The sequence below is a fragment of the Chryseobacterium oranimense genome (assembly GCF_900129755.1).
GTDB lineage: Bacteria > Bacteroidota > Bacteroidia > Flavobacteriales > Weeksellaceae > Chryseobacterium > Chryseobacterium oranimense.
The window spans coordinates 1,109,524-1,130,533 of record NZ_FQWT01000001.1; the positions used below are offsets into that span (position 1 = coordinate 1,109,524).

The 21,010-nt window shown below is 38.3% G+C and carries 25 protein-coding genes and 1 riboswitch; of the genes, 9 read left to right on the plus strand and 16 right to left on the minus strand.

What is annotated here, in order from left to right; translation table 11 throughout:
* Position 1: 1 nt before the first annotated feature.
* From BUB03_RS05095 to namA, 4 genes are all read right to left on the minus strand, one after another.
* Positions 2-1,933: a type VI secretion system Vgr family protein gene (locus tag BUB03_RS05095; RefSeq protein ID WP_073060759.1), complete on the minus strand. Its 1,932-nt coding sequence runs from the start codon at positions 1,931-1,933 to the stop codon at positions 2-4.
* Between the two features lie 158 nt (positions 1,934-2,091).
* Positions 2,092-2,496 (minus strand): type VI secretion system tube protein TssD, encoded by a 405-nt coding sequence (gene tssD / locus BUB03_RS05100; RefSeq protein ID WP_040998559.1) that lies wholly within the window; start codon positions 2,494-2,496, stop codon positions 2,092-2,094.
* A gap of 177 nt (positions 2,497-2,673) precedes the next feature.
* Complete coding sequence (locus tag BUB03_RS05105; protein ID WP_073060761.1) at positions 2,674-2,970, minus strand: DUF2752 domain-containing protein; 297 nt, start codon at positions 2,968-2,970, stop codon at positions 2,674-2,676.
* Positions 2,971-2,978: 8 nt separating this feature from the next.
* Positions 2,979-4,031 (minus strand): NADPH dehydrogenase NamA, encoded by a 1,053-nt coding sequence (gene namA / locus BUB03_RS05110; RefSeq protein ID WP_073061320.1) that lies wholly within the window; start codon positions 4,029-4,031, stop codon positions 2,979-2,981.
* Positions 4,032-4,134: 103 nt separating this feature from the next.
* Here namA and cdd point away from each other — a divergent pair, with 103 nt between their 5' ends.
* The 3 genes from cdd to BUB03_RS05125 all read left to right on the plus strand — a co-directional run bounded on the left by cdd (position 4,135) and on the right by BUB03_RS05125 (position 7,852).
* Positions 4,135-4,617, plus strand: a complete 483-nt coding sequence (cdd, locus tag BUB03_RS05115; RefSeq protein WP_040998553.1) for a cytidine deaminase — start codon at positions 4,135-4,137, stop codon at positions 4,615-4,617.
* A gap of 126 nt (positions 4,618-4,743) precedes the next feature.
* Positions 4,744-4,919, plus strand: a riboswitch (cobalamin riboswitch).
* Positions 4,920-4,950: 31 nt separating this feature from the next.
* The gene (locus tag BUB03_RS05120) at positions 4,951-6,792 is read left to right on the plus strand and encodes a TonB-dependent receptor plug domain-containing protein (protein ID WP_073060764.1); all 1,842 of its coding nucleotides are present in this window, start codon (positions 4,951-4,953) and stop codon (positions 6,790-6,792) included.
* A 13-nt stretch (positions 6,793-6,805) separates the two neighbouring features.
* Positions 6,806-7,852: a YncE family protein gene (locus BUB03_RS05125; RefSeq protein WP_073061323.1), complete on the plus strand. Its 1,047-nt coding sequence runs from the start codon at positions 6,806-6,808 to the stop codon at positions 7,850-7,852.
* Between the two features lie 164 nt (positions 7,853-8,016).
* On the opposite strand, the gene BUB03_RS05130 is transcribed toward BUB03_RS05125, so the two are convergent.
* The 11 genes from BUB03_RS05130 to gldB all read right to left on the minus strand — a co-directional run bounded on the left by BUB03_RS05130 (position 8,017) and on the right by gldB (position 16,152).
* On the minus strand, positions 8,017-9,435 hold the full coding sequence (locus BUB03_RS05130; protein ID WP_073060767.1) for a CCA tRNA nucleotidyltransferase: 1,419 nt from the start codon (positions 9,433-9,435) through the stop codon (positions 8,017-8,019).
* A gap of 41 nt (positions 9,436-9,476) precedes the next feature.
* Positions 9,477-9,821, minus strand: coding sequence for a nuclear transport factor 2 family protein (locus BUB03_RS05135; RefSeq protein ID WP_073060771.1), 345 nt, complete (start codon positions 9,819-9,821; stop codon positions 9,477-9,479).
* Positions 9,822-9,926: 105 nt separating this feature from the next.
* Entirely contained in the window at positions 9,927-10,475 is a 549-nt protein-coding gene (locus BUB03_RS05140; protein WP_040998545.1) for an L-threonylcarbamoyladenylate synthase, read from the minus strand.
* A gap of 372 nt (positions 10,476-10,847) precedes the next feature.
* Entirely contained in the window at positions 10,848-11,273 is a 426-nt protein-coding gene (gene tnpA / locus BUB03_RS05145) for an IS200/IS605 family transposase (protein WP_073061325.1), read from the minus strand.
* A 136-nt stretch (positions 11,274-11,409) separates the two neighbouring features.
* Positions 11,410-11,916 carry a DinB family protein gene (locus BUB03_RS05150; protein ID WP_073060773.1) on the minus strand — a complete coding sequence of 169 codons (507 nt, stop codon included), beginning with the start codon at positions 11,914-11,916 and terminating at the stop codon, positions 11,410-11,412.
* Positions 11,917-11,998: 82 nt separating this feature from the next.
* Positions 11,999-12,451 carry a GNAT family N-acetyltransferase gene (locus tag BUB03_RS05155; RefSeq protein ID WP_073060776.1) on the minus strand — a complete coding sequence of 151 codons (453 nt, stop codon included), beginning with the start codon at positions 12,449-12,451 and terminating at the stop codon, positions 11,999-12,001.
* Positions 12,452-12,456: 5 nt separating this feature from the next.
* Complete coding sequence (locus BUB03_RS05160) at positions 12,457-12,939, minus strand: nuclear transport factor 2 family protein (protein WP_040998537.1); 483 nt, start codon at positions 12,937-12,939, stop codon at positions 12,457-12,459.
* A gap of 19 nt (positions 12,940-12,958) precedes the next feature.
* The gene (locus BUB03_RS05165) at positions 12,959-14,116 is read right to left on the minus strand and encodes a cystathionine gamma-synthase (protein ID WP_262484331.1); all 1,158 of its coding nucleotides are present in this window, start codon (positions 14,114-14,116) and stop codon (positions 12,959-12,961) included.
* Complete coding sequence (locus BUB03_RS05170) at positions 14,113-14,673, minus strand: hypothetical protein (protein ID WP_073060781.1); 561 nt, start codon at positions 14,671-14,673, stop codon at positions 14,113-14,115. Before BUB03_RS05170 ends, BUB03_RS05165 begins: the two co-directional genes overlap by 4 nt.
* A 26-nt stretch (positions 14,674-14,699) precedes the next feature.
* Positions 14,700-15,026, minus strand: a complete 327-nt coding sequence (gene gldC / locus BUB03_RS05175) for a gliding motility protein GldC (RefSeq protein ID WP_040998531.1) — start codon at positions 15,024-15,026, stop codon at positions 14,700-14,702.
* Positions 15,027-15,168: 142 nt separating this feature from the next.
* Positions 15,169-16,152 carry a gliding motility lipoprotein GldB gene (gene gldB, locus BUB03_RS05180; protein ID WP_081780230.1) on the minus strand — a complete coding sequence of 328 codons (984 nt, stop codon included), beginning with the start codon at positions 16,150-16,152 and terminating at the stop codon, positions 15,169-15,171.
* 52 nt (positions 16,153-16,204) lie between these two features.
* On the opposite strand from gldB, the gene BUB03_RS05185 reads away from it, so the two are divergent.
* The 6 genes from BUB03_RS05185 to BUB03_RS05210 all read left to right on the plus strand — a co-directional run bounded on the left by BUB03_RS05185 (position 16,205) and on the right by BUB03_RS05210 (position 19,607).
* Positions 16,205-16,846 carry a leucine-rich repeat domain-containing protein gene (locus BUB03_RS05185; RefSeq protein ID WP_073060783.1) on the plus strand — a complete coding sequence of 214 codons (642 nt, stop codon included), beginning with the start codon at positions 16,205-16,207 and terminating at the stop codon, positions 16,844-16,846.
* An 8-nt stretch (positions 16,847-16,854) separates the two neighbouring features.
* Positions 16,855-17,382 carry a GNAT family N-acetyltransferase gene (locus BUB03_RS05190; protein WP_073060786.1) on the plus strand — a complete coding sequence of 176 codons (528 nt, stop codon included), beginning with the start codon at positions 16,855-16,857 and terminating at the stop codon, positions 17,380-17,382.
* Positions 17,383-17,539: 157 nt separating this feature from the next.
* Positions 17,540-18,334 carry an NAD(+) synthase gene (gene nadE / locus BUB03_RS05195; protein WP_040998526.1) on the plus strand — a complete coding sequence of 265 codons (795 nt, stop codon included), beginning with the start codon at positions 17,540-17,542 and terminating at the stop codon, positions 18,332-18,334.
* Positions 18,335-18,362: 28 nt separating this feature from the next.
* The gene (locus tag BUB03_RS05200; protein ID WP_073060792.1) at positions 18,363-18,878 is read left to right on the plus strand and encodes a ribonuclease domain-containing protein; all 516 of its coding nucleotides are present in this window, start codon (positions 18,363-18,365) and stop codon (positions 18,876-18,878) included.
* A 57-nt stretch (positions 18,879-18,935) separates the two neighbouring features.
* Positions 18,936-19,244: a GIY-YIG nuclease family protein gene (locus BUB03_RS05205; RefSeq protein WP_073060795.1), complete on the plus strand. Its 309-nt coding sequence runs from the start codon at positions 18,936-18,938 to the stop codon at positions 19,242-19,244.
* 57 nt (positions 19,245-19,301) lie between these two features.
* Positions 19,302-19,607 (plus strand): barstar family protein, encoded by a 306-nt coding sequence (locus BUB03_RS05210; protein ID WP_073060797.1) that lies wholly within the window; start codon positions 19,302-19,304, stop codon positions 19,605-19,607.
* An 83-nt stretch (positions 19,608-19,690) separates the two neighbouring features.
* Here BUB03_RS05210 and BUB03_RS05215 read toward each other — a convergent pair whose 3' ends face one another.
* Positions 19,691-21,007: a T9SS type A sorting domain-containing protein gene (locus BUB03_RS05215; RefSeq protein ID WP_073060800.1), complete on the minus strand. Its 1,317-nt coding sequence runs from the start codon at positions 21,005-21,007 to the stop codon at positions 19,691-19,693.
* Positions 21,008-21,010 lie beyond the last annotated feature (3 nt).

A 21,010-nucleotide genomic window follows, 5' to 3' on the forward strand; every position in this document is an offset into this window, starting at 1 on the left:
ATCAGAAAAGTTTTGATTTTTCAGCACTGTTGAATTCCACAATCTTGCCACTCTGCATTGTCATGTTTTCAAGCTCGCTGAACATGGATATTTCTCCGGCTATTTCATTGGAGGTTTCAGACTGTCTTCTGAATTCTTTTTCCACCATTTCAGTTCTGGTATCCGAAGATTCGCGGATATCACCGGAAGCTGTCTGTACAATATCCTTTCCTGCTGTAGAAATGATACTGTTATTGGCAGAACTGTTGATTCCTTCTCCTGCACTGATCGAAATTTCTTTTCCTGCGGTGATATTGATATTATCTCCGGCATTCAGCGTGAAGTTTTTAGGAGCTTTCATGCTTATGTTCCCTGCACCATCCATGAAGTAGATATTCCCGCTCGGATCCATGATTTTCACACTTCCTTCTTCATCATTCATTAAAATTCTGATTCCGCTTCTGGTCTGGATAGATTTCAGGTGATTGTTGACACCTCCGCCCAAGGCTACTCCACCATGGAACATTCCTCCCATTACAAAAGGCCTGTCCGGATGGCTGTGGACAAAGTTCACCATCACCTGGTCTCCCACTTCCGGAATGGCTACATATCCTCTGTTTTGTGTGATCTGATCTGTTCCGCCCGCATCAGGACTCATCATTCTGATAAAATGTGTGGTATCGCTGGTCTGCCAGTCAAACTGAACCTGTATTCTGCCTTGTCCTTCGGGATCTGTATTGGATATTACCACCGCAGTTTGCGGTTCCGCTTTAGGAATTTTATATTCCGGTCTGGGAAGAAATCCGGTATCTGCCGCAATTCCTGCAAAGCTTCCTTTATAATGACCTATAGTGTCAATCTCATGTTCAGCTTCCGTGATCATGATTCTTGTAAAATATGAGGTTTCATTGGAGTCCTGCTTACGCATCTGAACATCTGCAATACATCCGGGATGAAGAAATGGAACCGTTGTGTTCCCTGAAATGGAAAAAACGTTCACAGCCGCACTTCCCGAGGCACTTTTCTGCGAGTATTCCACATCCAGATGAGTGGAAGCTTTGATAGGTGCTATCTGAAGCGCAGGAGTTTTGTAAATATTGTTATTATGCTCATAAGCTGTTTTTGCCATATCACTTACGTGCTGAATCGGTGTAGAGCCTGAAGTGAGCTTTTCATTTTTATTGCTGTTGTACCCATAAAACTGGGGTTTGGTATGGATGGCCTTCAGTTCAACTTTAATATCGTTGGCACTGCTTCCGTACGTAAGGATAATAGGTTTGTTCTGGGGCGGGAGTTTCCCGAAATGAAGTACTTCACCGTCATAAAAAAACTGTTCTCCGTAAGCTTCAGCCATTCTTGCCAGGTAATTATAGTGAGTCTCATCATACTGACTGCTGTAGATAATCTGCGAGAAATTATTGGCATCGACCCTGATATCAAAACGGCTTTTATCAATTCCCTGCTTGATAACTTCTTCTGCAATAATTCCTATATTCACCGGCTGGCTTCCTCCAAAGCTCTGGATATGGGAAGCACCGTCCAGAAGAATGGTAGGGCTGCATCCTGTAAGCACAATATTTCCCAGGCTCATCTTTTCCTGGCTGAAAGCTACTCCGGTAATGATACCCACAAATGTTCTTTCAGGACTGTTATCTATATCTTTATAGGAAATGACTGCTGTGAGACGTTTTCCTAAGAATTTATTGGCTTCTTCCAGCGAATGGGTCTGGCGGTCTCCCAAAGTATCATGAGCCAGGGTAAGGGTAAATTCATGATGACGCTGGGTACTTTGCTTAAGTTTAAAATGCTTATAAAATTTGATAATCTTTCCTTCTATAACCAGGGAAAGTTTTACCAGACGGTTGATACCGGCATGATGATTTTCGGACACTCCGTCTGCATTTTGTGACGGTCGAAAAGCTTTTCCGTTTGAATTTTCTGGTGTAGTAGACATATTTTATAAAGTGATTTGTGTTAAAATGTGTATATTATTCATCCAATCGGGAATTTTTGAGAATAAACAAAGATTCCTTATTAGAAAATAGCGTTCACAACAGGTAAAAAAAGACCGTCTTGAGGGACAGTCTCTTTGTATTTTGTACTATTCCGGGTCTAGCTTAATGGCCAGAATCCGTCATATAGTGAATTTCCATAGGTAATGCTTTCTGCACTTACTACGAAGCTTACCAGCATATTGTTGCTGTCAATAGCATCAAAATCCACTTCGTGGTGGATTACGTATCCGTTTTCCCATTTCAGGGTGATCAATGTTCCCTCTTCGTGAGACTTATTGAATGTAACTTCACCGCTGGTCGGTTTATATTTACTGTTCAAAAGACTTTCCAGAATATCCGATTTTTCGGTTGCTTCAACGGTTATTTTGATCAAAGCATTAGAAGGGTCAGATGCTACACGTCCTGAAACATCGGTAGACCTTGATACGTTATAGTTAAGTTTTAACAATTTTTGTCCTTCGCCTCCATTGAATTTTAAAATTCCTCTTGAATTTCCTGCCATATTCTTACATTTTAATCATTAATGATTATACGATTCTTAAAGTTTGTCTAACAAAGATAAACTTCACGCTCTAATTTAAAAAATTTTCACCTGAGAGATTTACATTTTGTAGTAATTCTACGACTTTTTTTCTACTCATCCCGGATAAGAATTAAAAAAATATAGTTTCTGCCTGGTCTATAAATGAGAATGAATATAAAAGTGCTTATAATAATAGGATATGACCATAATCACCAGATTAACAGCAATCATGATCATCAGAATACCTCCATATTTCCTTTTTTTATCCAGAAAACTTATGCCTAAGGTTAAAAAAAACAGCAATAGGGTGTAGACTGCCGGATACATATGAAAAGCTTCTGAAAATCTCCCTTCAAACACCAGCATAACCGCCCTCTGGGCACCACATCCCAGACATTCTATTCCCAGAAACTTCTTGCTGGGACAAGTGAGCATAAAGTCTTCAATTTTCATTTTTTATATTACGATGAAATTTTTGCTCTTGTATATTGATGAGGAAAAAAGCAGTCAGCCTTCATTTCAAAAGAGCCCTGAACAGCAATATAAGGATTCCTTAAGATTTCTCTCGCTATAAATATAAGGTCTGCGTCTTCTTTTTCCAATATTTCTTCGGCCTGCTCAACCTTAGTGATCAATCCCACTGCTCCGGTTCTTACTCCGGCTTCTTTTCTGACCTGGGATGAAAAAGGAACCTGATAACCGTCAAACACAGGTATTTTTGCTCCATGAATGTTGCCTCCACTTGATACATCAACCAGATCTACGGAATGTTCTTTTAACACTTTGGCAAGTTCTGCACTGTCATCGATGTTCCAGCCGTTTTCGGCATACTCAGTACCGGAAATCCTTACAAAAAGGGCTGTATTTTCATTCAGTACCTCATTAACGGCATCAACAATTTCCACAAGAAATCGGGACCTGTTTTCAAAACTCCCTCCATATTCATCCGTTCTGATGTTGGAAAGTGGTGATAAAAACTGATGGATGAGGTACCCGTGTGCACCATGAATTTCTACAATATCGAATCCTGCCTTTACTGCTCTCCGGGCTGCGTCTTTAAAATTCTGAACCTGTTCCCGGATCTCATCAACAGTCAGTACATGGGGAATCCTTTCGGAGGGATGATAAGGAATACCGCTGGGAGCAACTGTTTCCCAGCCTTCTTCTACGGGAATCTGTATATTGTTCCAGGTGGATCCTTTTCTTCCTGCATGTGCAAGCTGAATTCCTATTTTACTTTCTGAACGGGCATGGACAAAATCAACGATTTTTTTCAGTTCCTCTGCCTGCTGATCGTTCCAGATTCCCATACAGTGGTTGGTGATCCTTCCCTGTGGCTCTACGCCTGTAGCTTCTACCATAATCAGTCCGGTTCCTCCTTGTGACCGGCTTCCGTAGTGTACAAAATGGAAATCATTGGCCATGCCATTTTCACAGGAATACATACACATAGGGGACATTACCCATCTGTTTTTCAGTTCTACATTTCTAAATTTTATTGGTGTATACAGCATTTTATTTTTTTGATTTTTCAATTTAATGGATGAATAAAAAAACATTGTTCAATTGGCGAAAAAGGAGTACTTTTAGCCCCCCTTTTTTAGTCATAACTAATATATGAAAAAAGACATACAGATCAGTTACGAGCACTTTAAAAACAGCAGCGAACTGAGCGATATAGAAAAAAAACTGTTCGAAACTGCCAAACAGGCCCGTGAAAATGCCTATGCGCCTTATTCGAACTTCCTTGTAGGATGTGCTGTTCTGCTGGAAAACGGTGAAATTTATTCGGGTAACAACCAGGAGAATGCAGCCTATCCATCGGGACTATGTGCAGAAAGAACGACTCTTTTCTGGGTGGCTGCTAATTTTCCTGATGTAAAGGTTAAGAAAATTTTTGTAGTGGGAGGACCAAAGGAATTTCATGAGAAAAACCCTCCGATTCCTCCTTGTGGAGCCTGCAGGCAAAGTTTAATAGAGTATGAAACGAAACAGAGCGAAAATATAGACCTCTACTTTTCAAGTATGAATGACGAAGTTGTGAAGGTGCATTCTATTAAAGATCTGCTGCCTTTTTATTTTGATTCATCGTTTTTATAGGGCAAAATGGTGAGAATGCCGATTAAAGCTGATTAGACTGGTCAGCTATTTTACCTTTTTGCTCTTTTACCTTTTTGCCATTTTACTTTCCATTTTTTCCTTTTTTGTGAAATACATATAAAAAGTTATCTTTGCAAAAATTTTGGTTTCCAGCATATTGGAAATAATAGGGAATTGGGTGCGATGCCCAAACTGTCCCCGCAACTGTAGATCGCAATAAGATTTTCTGCAAAAACCACTGTTCATACGGGAAGGTGCAGAAAAGCGAAAGTCAGGAGACCTGCCAGAATTATAACTAAAAACGCATTACTTTCGGAGGAAAAGTAAAATAGTATGGATATAAAAAGGTCTTTATTACTTCTTTGTTCGTCTTTTGGCGGTTTTCTTTTCGGACAGGAGAAAGCTGTTGATACTGTTTATATTTTCGACAGCCAGATGAAAAAGGTAAAGCTTTTTCACCCGGTCCGTACCATTACTCCAAAAGATATCGAGAAAAACTCAACGAATCTTTCTGAACTTTTACGCTTCCAATCTTCAATTTATATTAAAGAAAATGGCCGGGGTGCTGTTTCTTCACCATCGTTCCGGGGGACAACGGCTCAACAGACTGCTTTTGTTTGGAACGGAATCAATATCAACTCAAGTTTTTTGGGACAAGGGGATGTGAATAATATTCCTCTCTTCGGATATGACCAGATTGATATAAAAGCCGGCGGAGGAAGTGTTGTATATGGAAGCGGTGCTATCGGGGGAAGTATTCATTTGAATAATATACTAGATTTCAACAGTGGCTTTAAAGCTTCAGTATATTCGGAGGCGGCTTCTTTTGATACGTATAATAATTTTGCACAGGCTGCTTTCAGCAATGAAAAATTAAGTGTAAAGGTTTCAGGAAGCTATATAACCAGCCAAAATGATTATAAGGTTCCTGAATTTGTAGTAGGCAATACAGGATTTCACAATACTAACGGAAGGTATTATAATACTTCGGTTAATATTGGTGTAGCCTATAAGATTGCTGACCACCAGACCATTTCATGGCAGAACCAGACGTTTGATGCTTCCCAGCATTATCCAATTTTCGAACTGAACGGTAATAAAACGAAATATAAAGCGCAGACTTTAAGAAGCCTGATTGCATGGGACATTAACAAAAATAACCTTTCCAACAGCCTGAAAATGGCTTACACAGAGGATAATTTCCAGTATTTTGCAGATCTTAACCAACCTAAAGCAAGCGGAGCAGACGGAAAGAATTACATTTTTAAAAATGATTTCAATTATTTCATCACTCCGAAGATCAACATTAATGCTATTGGAGAATTTCAGGTGAATAAGGGCAAAGGCTATGGATCCGGATTGGAAACTGTCAGCAGGAATGTAGGCTCTTTATCGGGACTGATCAGATATTTTGCCACCAAAGATCTACGTTTCGAGGCAGGAATTAAGAAGGATTTTGTAGAAGACATCTCTTCTCCCCTTCTGTATTCTTTTTCCGGAAAATGGAATGCTGTGAAATGGTATCATGTAGGAATTAATTTTTCAAAAAACTTCAGATATCCTTCTTTTAATGATCTTTACTGGCAGCCGGGAGGAAATCTGGATCTGGTTCCGGAAACCTCTGTAAATATTGACATGAACCATGAGTTCAGCTTTGGAGATTTTAAAATCGCTCTAAGCCCTTATTATATGGATATCAAAAACCTGATCAACTGGCTTCCGACTTCTTTGGGATACTGGGCACCATTTAATACGTACAGGGTTGAATCTTACGGTCTGGAATCGCAGGTTACCTGGAATAAAACCTTCGGTAAACATGCTTTGAGGCTGGACGGAGGCTATACTTATTCAAAATCGGTCAACAAAGACACTGATTTGCAGAGGATGTATGTTCCGATGCACAAGGCAGTCGGAAATATAGAGTATGGGTATTCTTTATTTAAAGTATATGCTCAGGGAATGTTCAACGGCCTTACGTATACAACATCCGACGAAAAAAGATCTGCAGCCATTGACCCATATTTTATTCTGAATGCCGGAATTTCCGCATCGCTTTTCAAGAAATACACTTTAGGATTTAAAGTAAATAATTTAACCGATACTTATTACCAGACAGTATCTCTTTACCCGATGCCTAAGAGAAATTACAGTGTTTATGCAACAATTAATTTTTAAACTTAAAAATATTATGAAACTGACAAAACTTCTACATCTTCTTTTTGCTTTTACACTTCTTCTGGGCATTGTGTCCTGTAGCAGTGACAATACTATTGAGGAGCAGGAAATATTCTACGGTAACGGCTTTTTAATTGCCAATGAAGGGTCTTATGGAAAGCCCGAAGCAGACGTAACATTTGTAAGCGCAGACCTAAGCCTTAAACAGGATAATATTTTTGCATTTAATAACAGTGGTTCAAAGCTGGGGGATGTTCTACAGATGATTGCCTTCAATGGTGAAAATGCTTACCTATTGTTGAATAATTCTAATAGAATCCAAATTGCCAACCGCTCCAATTTTAAAGCAAACGGCCAAATTACCGCTGAACTTAATTCTCCCCGCTATATGGCTTTTGCCAACAATAATATTTATGTAACGAATGATAAATATATGGGTGATAAGTATGTAAGCATTTACAGGGTTTCAGACCGTTCTTTCATCAAAAAAATTGCGTTCACGGATGCTGCCGAGAGAATTGTGGAAGCCGGAAACAATATCTTCGTACAGAATGCTTCTTTCGGTTTCGGAAATAAGATCACTTACATCAATACTTCTACTAACGAGGTTCAGTCGACGATCACTCTTCCTGCCGGAAACATCAACAAAATCATCTCCAGCAATCAAAATGTTTACGCAATTGCTGCAGATGCCGCTAATTCTTATATCTACCAGATATCAAGCACAGGAAGCATCACCAAAACAACTACTTTAACGGGAATTGCCGATGCAAAAAATCTTGAAATTTCCAACGGTAAATTCTATTTTACTTCAGGAAAGAAAGTATACGGAATGGATATGAGCGCTACAACGGCTCCTTCATCACCATTATTCACTGTGGCGAACAGTGTTGATGACTATTCTGCCCTATACGGATTCAGCGTAATCAACGATAAAATTTTCACGTCTGATTCCAACGGATTTACCCAGGACAGTAAAATTGTAATTTACAACACTTCAGGAGCTGTTATCAAATCATTTACTTCGGGTATAGGTTCAAACTCTGTTTACCCTAACTAAGAATTATACTTCGGTATTATCACATAATTTTTTATTTTTTTTCATCATTTGTGTTTTTTTTCCGGTCTCTTCTGCAAAGAAGCGACCGGATTTTATTTTATAAAACGTTTACGGCGGGACTTTGTCCCGCCGTAAACGTTTTATGTATATATTTTAGAGCTTAATTATGCTTTCAATCCCAGTTTCTCGGCTTCGGCAATCACAAATTTTTCAGCTTCTTCCTTGTCATTCGGGATCTCACCTTCCAGGATCGCTTCTTTTACTTTTTCTTTGAGAATTCCTATTTCTTTTCCAGGTTTAAGGTTGAACATCTGCATGATCTCTTCTCCTGTAATCGGTGGCTGGAAATTGCGGACCTGGTCTTTTTCTTCCACTTCTTTAATCTTCACGGCCACATATTCGAAGTTCTTTTTGAACCTGTCCTGTTTTCTGGAGTTTTTGGTCGTGATATCTGCTTTGCACAGGGTAAAAAGATCTTCCAGATCTTCACCGGCATCAAACAGAAGTCTCCTCAACGCAGAATCTGAGGCATCATCTGTGATCAGAGCAATAGGTCGTGATGAAAGTTTCACCATTTTCTGGACATACTTCATATCACTTCCCAATGGCAGTTTTAGCCTGTTGAAAAGAGTTTTTACCATTTTTGAGCCTAAAAACTCATGCCCGTGGAAAGTCCATCCGGTTCCCTCAACGAATTTTTTGGTTGGTGCTTTACCTATATCATGCAAAAGTGCTGACCAGCGTAACCACAAATTATCTGTATTTTCAGAGATATTATCCACCACTTCAAGAGTGTGATAGAAATTATCTTTATGCGTCTGCCCTTCTACCTCTTCTACTCCTTTCAGTTCTATCAGTTCGGGAATAATCAGCTTTAAAAGTCCTGTTTCTTCCATTAATCCCAGTCCTACAGAAGGTTTTTTGGACATCATGATTTTATTGAACTCCACCATGATCCTTTCCATAGAAACAATCTTGATTCTTTCTGCTTCCTGCTTAATAGCATTCAGGGATTTTTCTTCAATCACAAAGTTTAGTGTTGAAGCAAAACGAACAGCTCTCATCATTCTCAAAGGATCATCAGAATAGGTCTGAGCCGGTTCCAAAGGAGTTCTTAAAATTCCCTTCTCCAGATCTTCAACTCCGTTGAAAGGGTCAACAAGCTCTCCGAAATTAGCTTTATTTAAAGAAATCGCCATTGCATTGATGGTGAAATCTCTTCTTTTCTGGTCATCTTCCAATGTTCCGCCTTCTACTTCAGGCTTGCGGCTGTTCTCGGTATAGCTTTCCTTTCTGGCACCTACAAATTCGAGCTCAAGGTCTTTATATTTGATCATGGCTGTACCGTAAGTTTTGAAGACCGAAACTTTCAATTTAGGATCAATATCACGGGCCACGGTTTGTGCAAGCTCAATACCGCTTTGCTCTGTCACAAAATCAATATCTGTGGAAGCCGTTCTCTTCATAAGAAGGTCACGGACATATCCGCCGACAATATATACCGACTGGCCGTTTTTTTCCGCTGCTTCAGCAATGATCTTGAACAGTTTTAAATTTTTATTTTGGGTAAGATTAATTTTCATCGTTAATAAATAGGTCGTCTTTTTCTAGCAATGCATATCCATCAATCATAATGGGCGTACATTTTATTAATTTTTTCATCATCATCAAAGAACATGACTTCTACAGCATGCTTATCCATAATAGATCTGTAGAGCAACGCCACCGAATTTACACCTGCCGTTGAGTTTATAATCTCGAAATGCAGATCAGGAAATTTATCCAGTGCTTTTTTCCAATATTCCCGGACGGCATCTTTGCCTTTCAATGTACTTTCTTTCCCGCCTGTAGCCATTACAATCATGGGAGTTGTGATCTCTATATCCTCCGCATAATGGGACAAGATATCTTCAAGGTCATGGGAATTCCAGGAACGGATCCATTCTTCAGCAAACTTCTGGTGATTCATGGTATGTCTTTTATCAGTTGAAGAATGCAAAGATAGAAATTAAAAAAAAGAAATCCTGCCGATATGCATGGGCAAGATTTAAATTGAATTTTGAATTACGGGATTTTATTCACGAAGAACCTTAATCCTGTTGTCGTTCCATATTTTTATCACCGAAGAACCTGAATATTTTGAAACTTTTTCCCTGTCTTCTTCCACTGCATAATCTACCAACTTAATGATTTCGGGTGAAATATCAGAGAACTTCAACGGACTTTTATCACCACTGAAATTGGCTGAAGTAGAAACTAAAGGTCTGTTCAGTTTAGTAATCAGTTTTTTACAGAAATCATTTTTCACCAACCTGATTCCAATGCTTCCGTCCTCAGCGAGCAATTCTTTCGGAAGCCCGCGGGGATTTTCATACACAATGGTTACCGGTTTTTCGCTAAGATCAATAATTTCCCACGCCATTTCCGGAACATCCACAAGATCCTGGAGTCTTTTTTCAGATTCCACAAGAATGATCATGGACTTATTTTTTTCTCTTTTCTTGATGTCGAAAATTTTATTGACAGCTTCTATATTCGTGGCATCGCAACCTATTCCCCAAATAGTGTCTGTAGGATAAAGGATGGTTCCGCCGGATTTTAATATTTCGATAATGTTTTCCATAATTTTCAGGTTTCAAACCTGGGTATAAAGGTAAAGAAATGGTGAATTTCAGCCAAAAATATGAGGGTAAATGTTTTGTTTTGATGGTTATTAGGTTTTGGCTAAAGCCATATTTTGATAACATTCTGTGCGAACGGGCTAAAGCCCGTTCCTATTGAATCTTACAATTACACTATTCTGCTCTTGGGAAAATATAAATCTGAATTTTATTATGGCAGGTAAAAATATTATAATTCACGGGCATTTAAATTGAGTAAAAGAAAATATCTATTATTCATCTCTTTAATTGTCTGCAAGCATTATATATTCAATAGGAATGGGCTTTAGCCCATTTAACAAAATCAATAGAATCATCAAGGCTTTAGCCGAAATTTATTTAAAATTATTTTTCTCAAGAAATTCCTGATATTCTTCTGTAAAACTTTTTCTCTGATGGTGTTTCTCTTGATTTCTAATATATTCTCTCACAGCTTCCACCTTCGATTCAGAAACAGATATTGCAAAATATTCGTCCTGCCACGAAAACTTATCTGTTGTAAGTTGATTTTTATTAATCCAGAAAGAAGATTCTCCTTTTAGCAGTTGCACTACTTTTTCTACATTCTGACCGGATCCCAGAGAAATCAGACAGTGACAATGATCGGAATAACCATTTACCATATCTAAAAATATCCCTTTTTCCGAGGCATTTTCCTTAATATGTTTCCATACCTTAATTCTCAGGTCGAATGTATTCAAATATGGAACCCTGTTTTTTGTAGAAAAAACAAGATGAATATAGATTTTAATAAAAGACATTTGTGTTGTTTTAACCAAAAATAAATATTTTTTATTCATGTTTTGGCTAAAGACATATTTAAATAATTTTCCATAAAAAAACGGGCTAAATCCCGTTCCTGTTGATTGTATAATATTTTTAAAATCTAATCCAAGGTTATTTCAATCCCGGCAGATATCTCTCCTGAATAATATTCAAATGGTGATAATTGTGTCCTACGATCAGTTTCCCGACTGTTTCTGCCGTCAATTCATTTCCATTAGCCGTTCCAATGTTCTTCATAGCAGATGGCTCGAGGCTTTCGATCAGGATTTGGGAAGATTTCCGCACGGTTTTATATTCTTCCAGTAAAGATTCCAGAGATCTTTTATTTGCAAAAGAATGGGCAGCATATTCTTCTTCATCAAAACCCGGTAATGCTGCTTTGTCCCCTCTGGCAAAAACCAGTAATCTGTACTGAAATACTCTTTCAGTATCCGATAAATGAAGTAAAAGTTCTTTCAAGGTCCATTTCCCATCAGCGTAAGCGAAAAGAGATTGACCTTCGGTAAGATCCGAATAAACAGCTATTGTTTTCTCTCCTGATTTCTTCAATTCTTCAATCCAGCTTCCGGAAGGAATCTGATCAAGATATCTTTGTATGTATTTTTGAAAATCTGACATATTATTTAATTATAAGTGATGAGTAATAAGCAATGAGTGATCATCAATATTTAAAATGTAATTACTGTTGATCATTCACATTTTAATTCTCTCTGTTTGTCCATTCATAAAAATTCACAGAATCATAGAGTTCAAAGCCACATGCGGGATAGAGTTGATTTCCTACATCATTGCTTTTTCCGGTTTCGAGAAGAATTCCACAGGCATTGGATGATCTGCAGAGATTTTTTGCTTCTTCAATCAGCTCTTTGGAATACCCTTTTCCCCTGTAATTTTCGTTGACGTAGAGATCGTTCAACAACCAATAGCGTTGCATCCTTGTAGATGAAAATATAGGATATAGCTGAACAAATCCAGTCAGTTGCCCATCATTTTCTGCTACAAAAATTTCAGAATCCTGATTCTCTATTCTTTCTCTGAGAAAACGTTCAGCGGAAGGAATATCGGATTCTTTGTGATAAAAAATCCTGTATTGATCAAATAATTCTGCTAATTGATTTAAATCTTCAAACGTAACTTTCCTGGTATTTTTCATATTGATTATAAATGGTGATCATAGCTCAGTACCCTCTTCATTTTCCATTGCTTATCTTCCAAGACCCATAAAATATTGAATTTTGCACGGCTTCCCTGAACCCATTTTCCGTTGGAAAATTCGAAAAATTCATGTTCACCCTCCTGTACAAAAGCATACAGCACATTATTGTTGTATAAAGGATACACTTTCATGCTGTTGGGAACAAGATCCCGTCTTACCTTATTCGGGCCTCCGCAGATATTATTTTTGATGGAAGCGGTAAAGGCTTTTTCTCCTGAAGTAATCCCGCCTTTATCGTGGTAAAATTCCAGATCGTTACTGACTATAGATTTATAATGAGAAAGATCACATTTATTAAATCCTACGTCAAATATCAAACTGTCCAGCTTCTTGGCCGTTTTATACAAATCATCGGTAGTTTTTACCTGGGAATAGGTAATCTGACTGAAAAAAATCAAAATCAGAAAAAACAGGATCTTTCTCATTATTATTTATTTAAAAAGGTTAAGAAAAAGCTCTTTCAAGATCTGCAATAAGATCTTCTGCATCTTCAATACCAACACTTAAACGAACCAGATCGTCCGTAATACCCAATTCCTCACGTTTGTCTGCAGGAATGGAAGCGTGCGTCATTAACGCAGGATGGTTGGCTAAAGATTCAACTCCTCCTAAAGATTCTGCCAAAGTGAACACCTTAACTTTTTCAAGGAATTTCACAGCATCTTCTTTTTTCCCTGATTTAAAGGTAAAAGAAACCATTCCTCCCGGTTCTTTCATCTGGGATTTGGCAAGTTCGTACTGAGGGTGAGATTCCAGTCCAGGGTAGATTACTCTGTCTACTGCAGGATGTGTTTCAAGATATTTTGCCACAGCTAGTCCGTTATCTGAATGGCGCTGCATTCTTAGAGCTAAAGTTTTGATTCCTCTTAAAACCAGGTAAGAATCGTGAGGTCCCAGGATACCGCCGCTTGCAAACTGGATAAAATGAAGTTTTTCTCCTAATTCAGCATCTTTTGCAATTAATGCACCGGCAATAACATCAGAATGTCCTCCCAGGTATTTAGTAGCTGAATGCATTACGATATCTGCTCCAAGGTCAATCGGTCTCTGGATATATGGGGTTGCAAAAGTATTATCAACAGCTACAAGAATATTTTTTCCTTTAGCTATTTCAACGACTGCTTTGATATCTACAAGCTTCATCAATGGGTTAGTTGGAGTTTCCAGCCAGATCAGTTTTGTTTTGTCTGTAAGAACTTCAGCAATTTTGGAAACATCGTCGAAATTCACGAACGTAAATTTCAGCTGGTATTTTTCAAAAAGTCTGGTAAACATTCTGTAAGTTCCCCCATAAAGGTCATCTACAGCAACTACTTCATCACCCGGATTTAATAATTTCAAAACACAGTCGATGGCCGCAAGTCCAGAACCGAAAGCAAGTCCTCTCGCTCCGTTCTCAATGCTTGCCAGGGAGTCTTCCAAAGCCTGTCTTGTAGGGTTGGCAGCTCTTGAATATTCGTATCCTGAATGTACTCCCGGACTTTTTTGTGCAAATGTAGACGTTAAAAATACAGGAACATTTACAGAACCTGTTGCAGACTCGTGGTGCTGCCCTCCGTGAATTACTTTTGTATTAAAGTTCATATTATTTTTATTTTTTATAAGCCTGCCATGAAAAAGTCAAGGCTCTTTGAAATGTTATCAGATTTTCTTTTCACCTCAAGCTTTCCGTTAAAAGCATAAGCCACAACATTTATCTCTTCCGGAAGTTTATCAGGAACAGTTGTTGTATATGAAACCAGATATTCACTGTTTTCATACTGATCTTTGCCTGTTTCCTTAAGTTCTTCAAACTTTCCGTTGATCCTGAGAATGATTTTCTTCAGGGAATCATCTATATAAGCAATATCCGAGCCGTTTCCTTTAATGAAATCATCCATACTGGGAACAAGCTCCATGACAGATTCACCTTCCATATCATGCGGATGAAGACTTCCTTTTAACATAGCTGCCGGAATATCTTTCTCTTTAAATAAAGCAACATCCAATATAGCATTTTCGGGAACTTTTTCTGTTTCTGAAGTTGCTGTGGTTTTAGCGGCCGGGAGTTTATCTGCCTGAAGGATAGAGTCAGAGGTTGTTGTTTCCTTTACCTCAGTTTTTTTATTGCAAGAGGCCAACAATATCATTGTCCCGATAAGTAAAAGTGTTTTCTTCATGTATTTTGTGATTGGTGTAGTGGGTTTTACATTTTTATCGCAGACTTCACAGCAAATTCTTCTGCAATCTCCTCAAGCCACTGGGCAACATCTTCCTCTCCCGTTGCTCTCTGGTAAGTATTTCCTAAAGATACCAGGATCTGGTGGATAAACATTTTCATCTGATCCACAGGCATTTCTTTTGTCCAAAGATCGATTCTTAAAGCCTCCATTGTTTTGTCGTCCCAAACCGAGATCATGGTAGCTTTTGTTTCCTCCTTTTCCACACCACCATCCTGAGCGTTCCATGTAATATTTTCAGGAATGTGGTTCTCATCCAGCTCTACATCTATTGTAATCTGAGTTTTTCTCATATCAATCTAAAATTTTTCCGCAAAGTTAATACTTCTTCAGCTTATCTAAAATTCTGCAGAGTTATCTTCATCACGAAACAGGGTATTAAATTAAAAAAAATAACCTTCAAATTGCTTTGAAAGTTATCATTTATTTTAACTATTATGGTGTTTTAGGTTTATATACTGCTTCATTAAAGATATTGGTAGCATCCAGCTTTAAAAAATCAACCAGTTTCGTTTCCGGCTTTTGCCTGAAATAGGCTTTACAAATTTGCCAGCCTGTAAAGATTCCGATCTGGGGAGAAGACTCATTGTCGATCTCCGTATAGAATTTTGAGAAGGGACCGGGAGAAATAAAACGCTCCACAAGTCTTGGATCGTCCCCGAAAATCAGGTTGCTTTCCACAAAATAGTTCCAGATATTGGCCTCATTGGCTACAGCCCAGTCGTACTGTTTCTTGGTATAGTTCATTTTCAGGTAATCCGGTGTATCGGGAAGAAAGGCATCCTGGAGCATCATGATTTTTCCGTTCAGAATAATTTTATCGATAAATTTCTGATGGTCCGGAGATTCTGTTACGATATTTTCAGCAAAGATCTGAGACACCTTGGGAACAATATTCTGAGGATTCATAGATTTTTGAAAATACAGTTCGAGTCCTTTGTAATTGGCATTCCCATCTCCCATAAATCCTGTGATGTCTATAAAAAGAAGATTTCCCTTTGAATCATAAAAAATAGGGTCCTGAACCATCTGCAATGCTGATGAGAAAAGGTAAACCTTAGGACTTTTAAATTGTGGGAAATAATATTTGATATGAGAAAACAGGTCCTGAAGCTCATTCTGAAGCTTTGCCTGATCTATTTTACCGGCAGCTTCTTTATAGATTTTGATCTCCTCCGCATCTGCTCTTCTTTTTCCAAAATCTGCATCGGAAACTGTCCCCTGAAACCAGGGAAACTTAGCTTTAAACTGATCCAAAGGAATATTCTGATCATAAAATTCTTTGGAAATATCCGTTACCTCAACTTTTTCAGCAGGAGTTTTCACTTCTACTTTCCATTGGTTCTCCGGTTCTTTTTTACAGGAATCCAAAGCGAGAACTAAAATGGAAGAAAGCGCAATAATTCTAAAAATCTTCATTATTTTTACATGAAATTTAAGTGAACAAAAATAAGGATTTAAAACACAATCCATGATGAAAATTAAAATATTTGTAACCTTAAGCCTTATTATTTCAGGATTTTCTCTGTTATGTGCCCAAAAACTTAATTTTAAGGATAAGAACTTTGAAAAAGCGGTTCTCGAAAATTTTGATGTTAATAAAAACGGTTCGCTGGAAAAGCTGGAAGCGGATATGGTTATCAATCTGTTCCTTGTTCAGAAAGGCATTACAGCGGCGGATGACGTGCTCCTTTTCAGCAATGCGAAGATGATTATACTTGATGACAATACGATTTCGGAAATATCTGTGAAAAATCTGCCGCATCTTGAACTGTTTTCCTGTACGGGATGCAAAATTGCTTCTTTCAAGGCTGAAGGTCTTAAAAATCTGGCTTCTTTATATCTGGATAATAATCTTTTGGAAAATATTTGGCTCTTGGAAACTCCAAAAATTGACCAATTAACATTATCTTTAAATCAGTTAAAAACAATTGATATCACTTCGCTTAAAAATTTAAGAAAATTAAATATAGAGCACAATAAGATCCTGAAACTTGATATTTCCGGAAATCCAGCTCTTCAAACGCTGAATGTAGGTGGAAATCCCATGAAGGAAGCCAATATTAAGAAGGGAATGAAAACTGATATCACTATTTTCGGATTTGAACAATAACTCAAGCTATGAAAATTGAAACACAACGACTCATATTAAGGAAATTTGAAGAAAAAGATGCTGAACGTATGTTTCTGCTGGATTCCAACCCCGAAGTTATGAAATACATTGGCGTTCCGGTACTGACGGACCCCGCTGAATCATTAAAAATCATTAGGATGATTCAGAAGCAATATGAAGAAAACGGAACGGGAAGACTGGCCGTAATTGAAAAGGAAACCGGACTCCTGATCGGCTGGAGCGGCCTGAAATTACTTACTGAAGAAATCAACGGTTATAAAAATGTCCTTGATCTCGGTTACCGTTATCTGCCTGAATCATGGGGAAAAGGTTATGCCCTGGAAGCTGCGAAAGCATCTCTGGAACTGGGTTTCCACCAGATGAAAGCGGAAGTGATTTATGCTCATGCCCATTCGGAAAATCAGGGTTCCAATCATATTTTAAAAAAATTAGGTTTTGAGAAAACCGGTGAATTTACAGAACCCGACGGTATTTGTAACTGGTATGAGCTCACACATGAAAAATATCTTCAATAGGATGCTTAAGACAAGAATGAAGCTTTCAGAACTTAAGTTATTATCCTAAGTATGGTTACAAAAAAACCAGTAATTTTGCAATTTCTTAGTAAAGACAAATTAAAAATATAACAGGAGTAAAAAGAGATTTTAATAATTAGATTAAAAATATAAATAAATGCAGACTCAGAAAGTAATAGATCATATTGTAAACTGGCTAAAAGATTATGCCGTAAAAGCTAACGTAAAAGGCTATGTAATTGGAGTATCAGGGGGTGTGGATTCCGGAGTGGTTTCTACTCTCTGCGCCATGACCGGACTTGAAGTACTTCTTCTTGAAATGCCGATCCGCCAGAAAGAAGACCAGGTAAACCGCGCCCAGGATCACATTGAAGATCTTAAGAAAAGATTTCCAAACGTTCAAGGAAAAACAATCAATCTGACCCCTACTTTTGAGGCTTTTGAAGATATTGTTGAAAACCATGTTGAAGGAAGATGGAGCAATAATTTAGCTCTTGCCAATACCAGATCGCGTTTCAGAATGGTTACTTTATACTATTTTGGACAGCTTCACGGTTTATTGGTTTGCGGAACGGGAAATAAAGTGGAAGATTTCGGAATTGGTTTTTATACAAAATATGGTGACGGAGGTGTAGATGTTTCGCCAATTGCCGATCTTTATAAAACTGAGGTTTACAAGCTTGCCAAAGAATTAAATCTTATCGAAAGTATCCAAAATGCAATTCCAACAGATGGGCTTTGGGATTCCGACAGAACGGATGAAGACCAAATAGGGGCAACTTATCCTGAACTTGAAAAAATTCAGAAAGAGTATGATACTAAAACTGTTGATGATTATGAGGGACGAGACAAGGAAGTATTTATCATTTTTGACAGAATGCATAAAGCGGCAAAGCATAAAATGACCCCTATCCCAATTTGTGATATTCCGGAGGAATGGAGAAATGATTAATTTTAAGTAATAAAATGATACGTTTTATATGAACGGTAAAATAAGATCGGTATTTTTTATTTGCCTGGGGCTTCTTTTCGGAATGTCTGTGATGTATGTCTACAATAATTTTATTGCTGACAAAAAAGGAAATGCAGAGACCGCAAATACAGAAATTACCAGCTATGGAAGTACTCCTTCAGGTTCCCAAAGTACGGATGGAAATTCTTCCCCACAGTCCGTAGATCAGCTCACGGCTGAAAAAACAGTCATTAATTATGTAAAGCAGAACCACAGGCTTCCTGATTATTATATCACTAAAAATGAAGCAAGAAAACTGGGCTGGAATGCTTCAAAGGGTAATCTCTGCGAAGTGCTTCCAGGAAGAGCCATTGGCGGGGATAAATTCGGAAACAGGGAAAATCAACTTCCCCAGGGCGAAAAATATTACGAAGCTGATGTCAATTACAGTTGTGGAAACCGAAATGCAGACCGGATTATATTCACCCGAAACGGGGATGTTTACCTGACTAAAAACCATTATAAAAGCTTTGAGAAGCAGTAATTGAAGTCATTGCGAGGAGCAAAGCGACGAAGCAATCTTTAAATAACTTGAACATACGTGAAACCAGGTTTTGTTTACATTATGACCAACAGGCATCATACAACTCTTTATACAGGAGTTACCTCAAACCTGCCCCAACGTGTTCTGCAGCATAAAGAAAGGTTTTTCGAACAAAGCTTCACCTCAAGATATAATCTATACCTACTGGTCTACTGGGAGTCTTTCCAGGAAATAGGAGATGCTATTTCCCGGGAAAAACAGATTAAAGCGGGCTCAAGACAGAAAAAACTGGATTTGATCAATTCATTAAATCCTGAATGGAGAGATTTGACGGAAGATATCGAAAATATCATGGATGTTTTTTGAGATTGCTTCGTCGCTGCGCTCCTCGCAATGACAAACCTTAAATAATAAAAGAAAAATATGAAGACAATATATATCGATTTTACAGACATAGGCGATTATGAGGATTTTTATGTCCAATTAAAGGAAAAACTAACCCTTCCTGAATATTTTGGAGATAACCTTGATGCACTTTCCGATGTCATTACCGGAGAGCTGGAATTACCGCTCCACATTGAATTTGTGAATATGACGGTAGACCAGCTGGAGATCTTTGAAGATCTTCTGACGACTCTTGAAGATGCAGAAGATGAAACGGAAGATTTCAGTTTCACTTATTATCTGGAGCAGTACGAGGATGAAGATGAGGATACACCGCAAGACTAAGAATAATTCTATACAAAACAAAACTCGCAGAAATTCTGCGAGTTTTTTGATCAGGTCTTTTTTAAGTGTTTCTAATTTTATTTTTACTGTCTGATAAACTTAAAGCTTTGTGAAGTTTCCCCCTTCACGAAAATCTGCAGAATATAATTCCCTTTTGATAAAGAAGATACATCTATTCTGTTTTCCACAGCATTATCTGTTTTTACTTTCTGACCGACCATATTGTAAATTTCCACTTTATCAATCCTGCTGATTCCTTTGATATGAAGAATATCTTTTACAGGATTCGGATAAATGGATATAGTATTGTTGTGTTGCGTACTTTCATGGGTAGAAAGCAATGTTTTTGAAAGATCCAGAAAAAAAGCAACCATCTGGTTGGAAGCATTGGTTCCCATTCCTGCAATTCTTTTTCCATCCTTTGAAATAGCTAAGGGAAGTCCCATATTAACTCCCTGGGTATTAATTCCCATGCTTACCGCATAATCATTCAGGTTCACCCGTCCTCCTGCTTCAGTCCATATAAAGCCTTCTCCAGACATGGGAGGTGCACCAAAAGCCCTGAAAAACCCGACTACTTTTTTACCGTCGGCAGAAATCCCGGTTGCTCCCCCTCTGAAAAAGGCTGAGGAATTTGGATGGGTTATGTATGTAAGGCCGTTTACGCTGTTCCATACGTATGGATTAGGCATTGCAGAACCTATGATGGTAGTTCCGTCAGCTGAAACATCTCCAGCTTCACCTACGTAATTGCCGTTGGTATCTGTAATAAAGCTTTCAACTCCGTTTACCCATTTGGCTCCGCTTCTAGTACCATTGTCCTGGTCCTGCCAGCCAACAATTACAGATCCGTCAGAATTAATTGCATTGGCCCTGGAGCTTCTGTTGGGAACTATACTGCCAAGATCGGTTACTCCGGTTGCAGCATCCCATTTCACGGCATGCGCCGTTCCTGCAGTAAGCCATCCCAATCCTACAATGGTACTTCCATCAGAAGTCATTCCCCAGGTAGAACTTACATGGCCGTCCCAGCCTGTAGGAACCAGTCCTCCGAGATTGGTCCATGAACCTGTCGCCGTATTATAGGTTGAAATTTCATTAAAACCAGTTGCGGTATTGGTGGTGGAAGAACCTATTTTGGTTCCGTCAGCTGTGATCAGCGTTCTTCCGGCAGCGGGATATCCGTTGGATATAGAGCCTATCTGAACCAAACCATTCAGCTCATCCCACTTATAGATCTGACCGGCACTTGTGTGCATGCTGACAATTCCGCCATCCGAAATACCGCCAACTGTATAATTTCCTACTGTCATCACTGTTAATTGGGCATTAGTTATTGTAAACCCCAAAATACAGCAAGCATATAAAGCTTTCTTTGTAATCTTGTAAATATTTTTCATAGT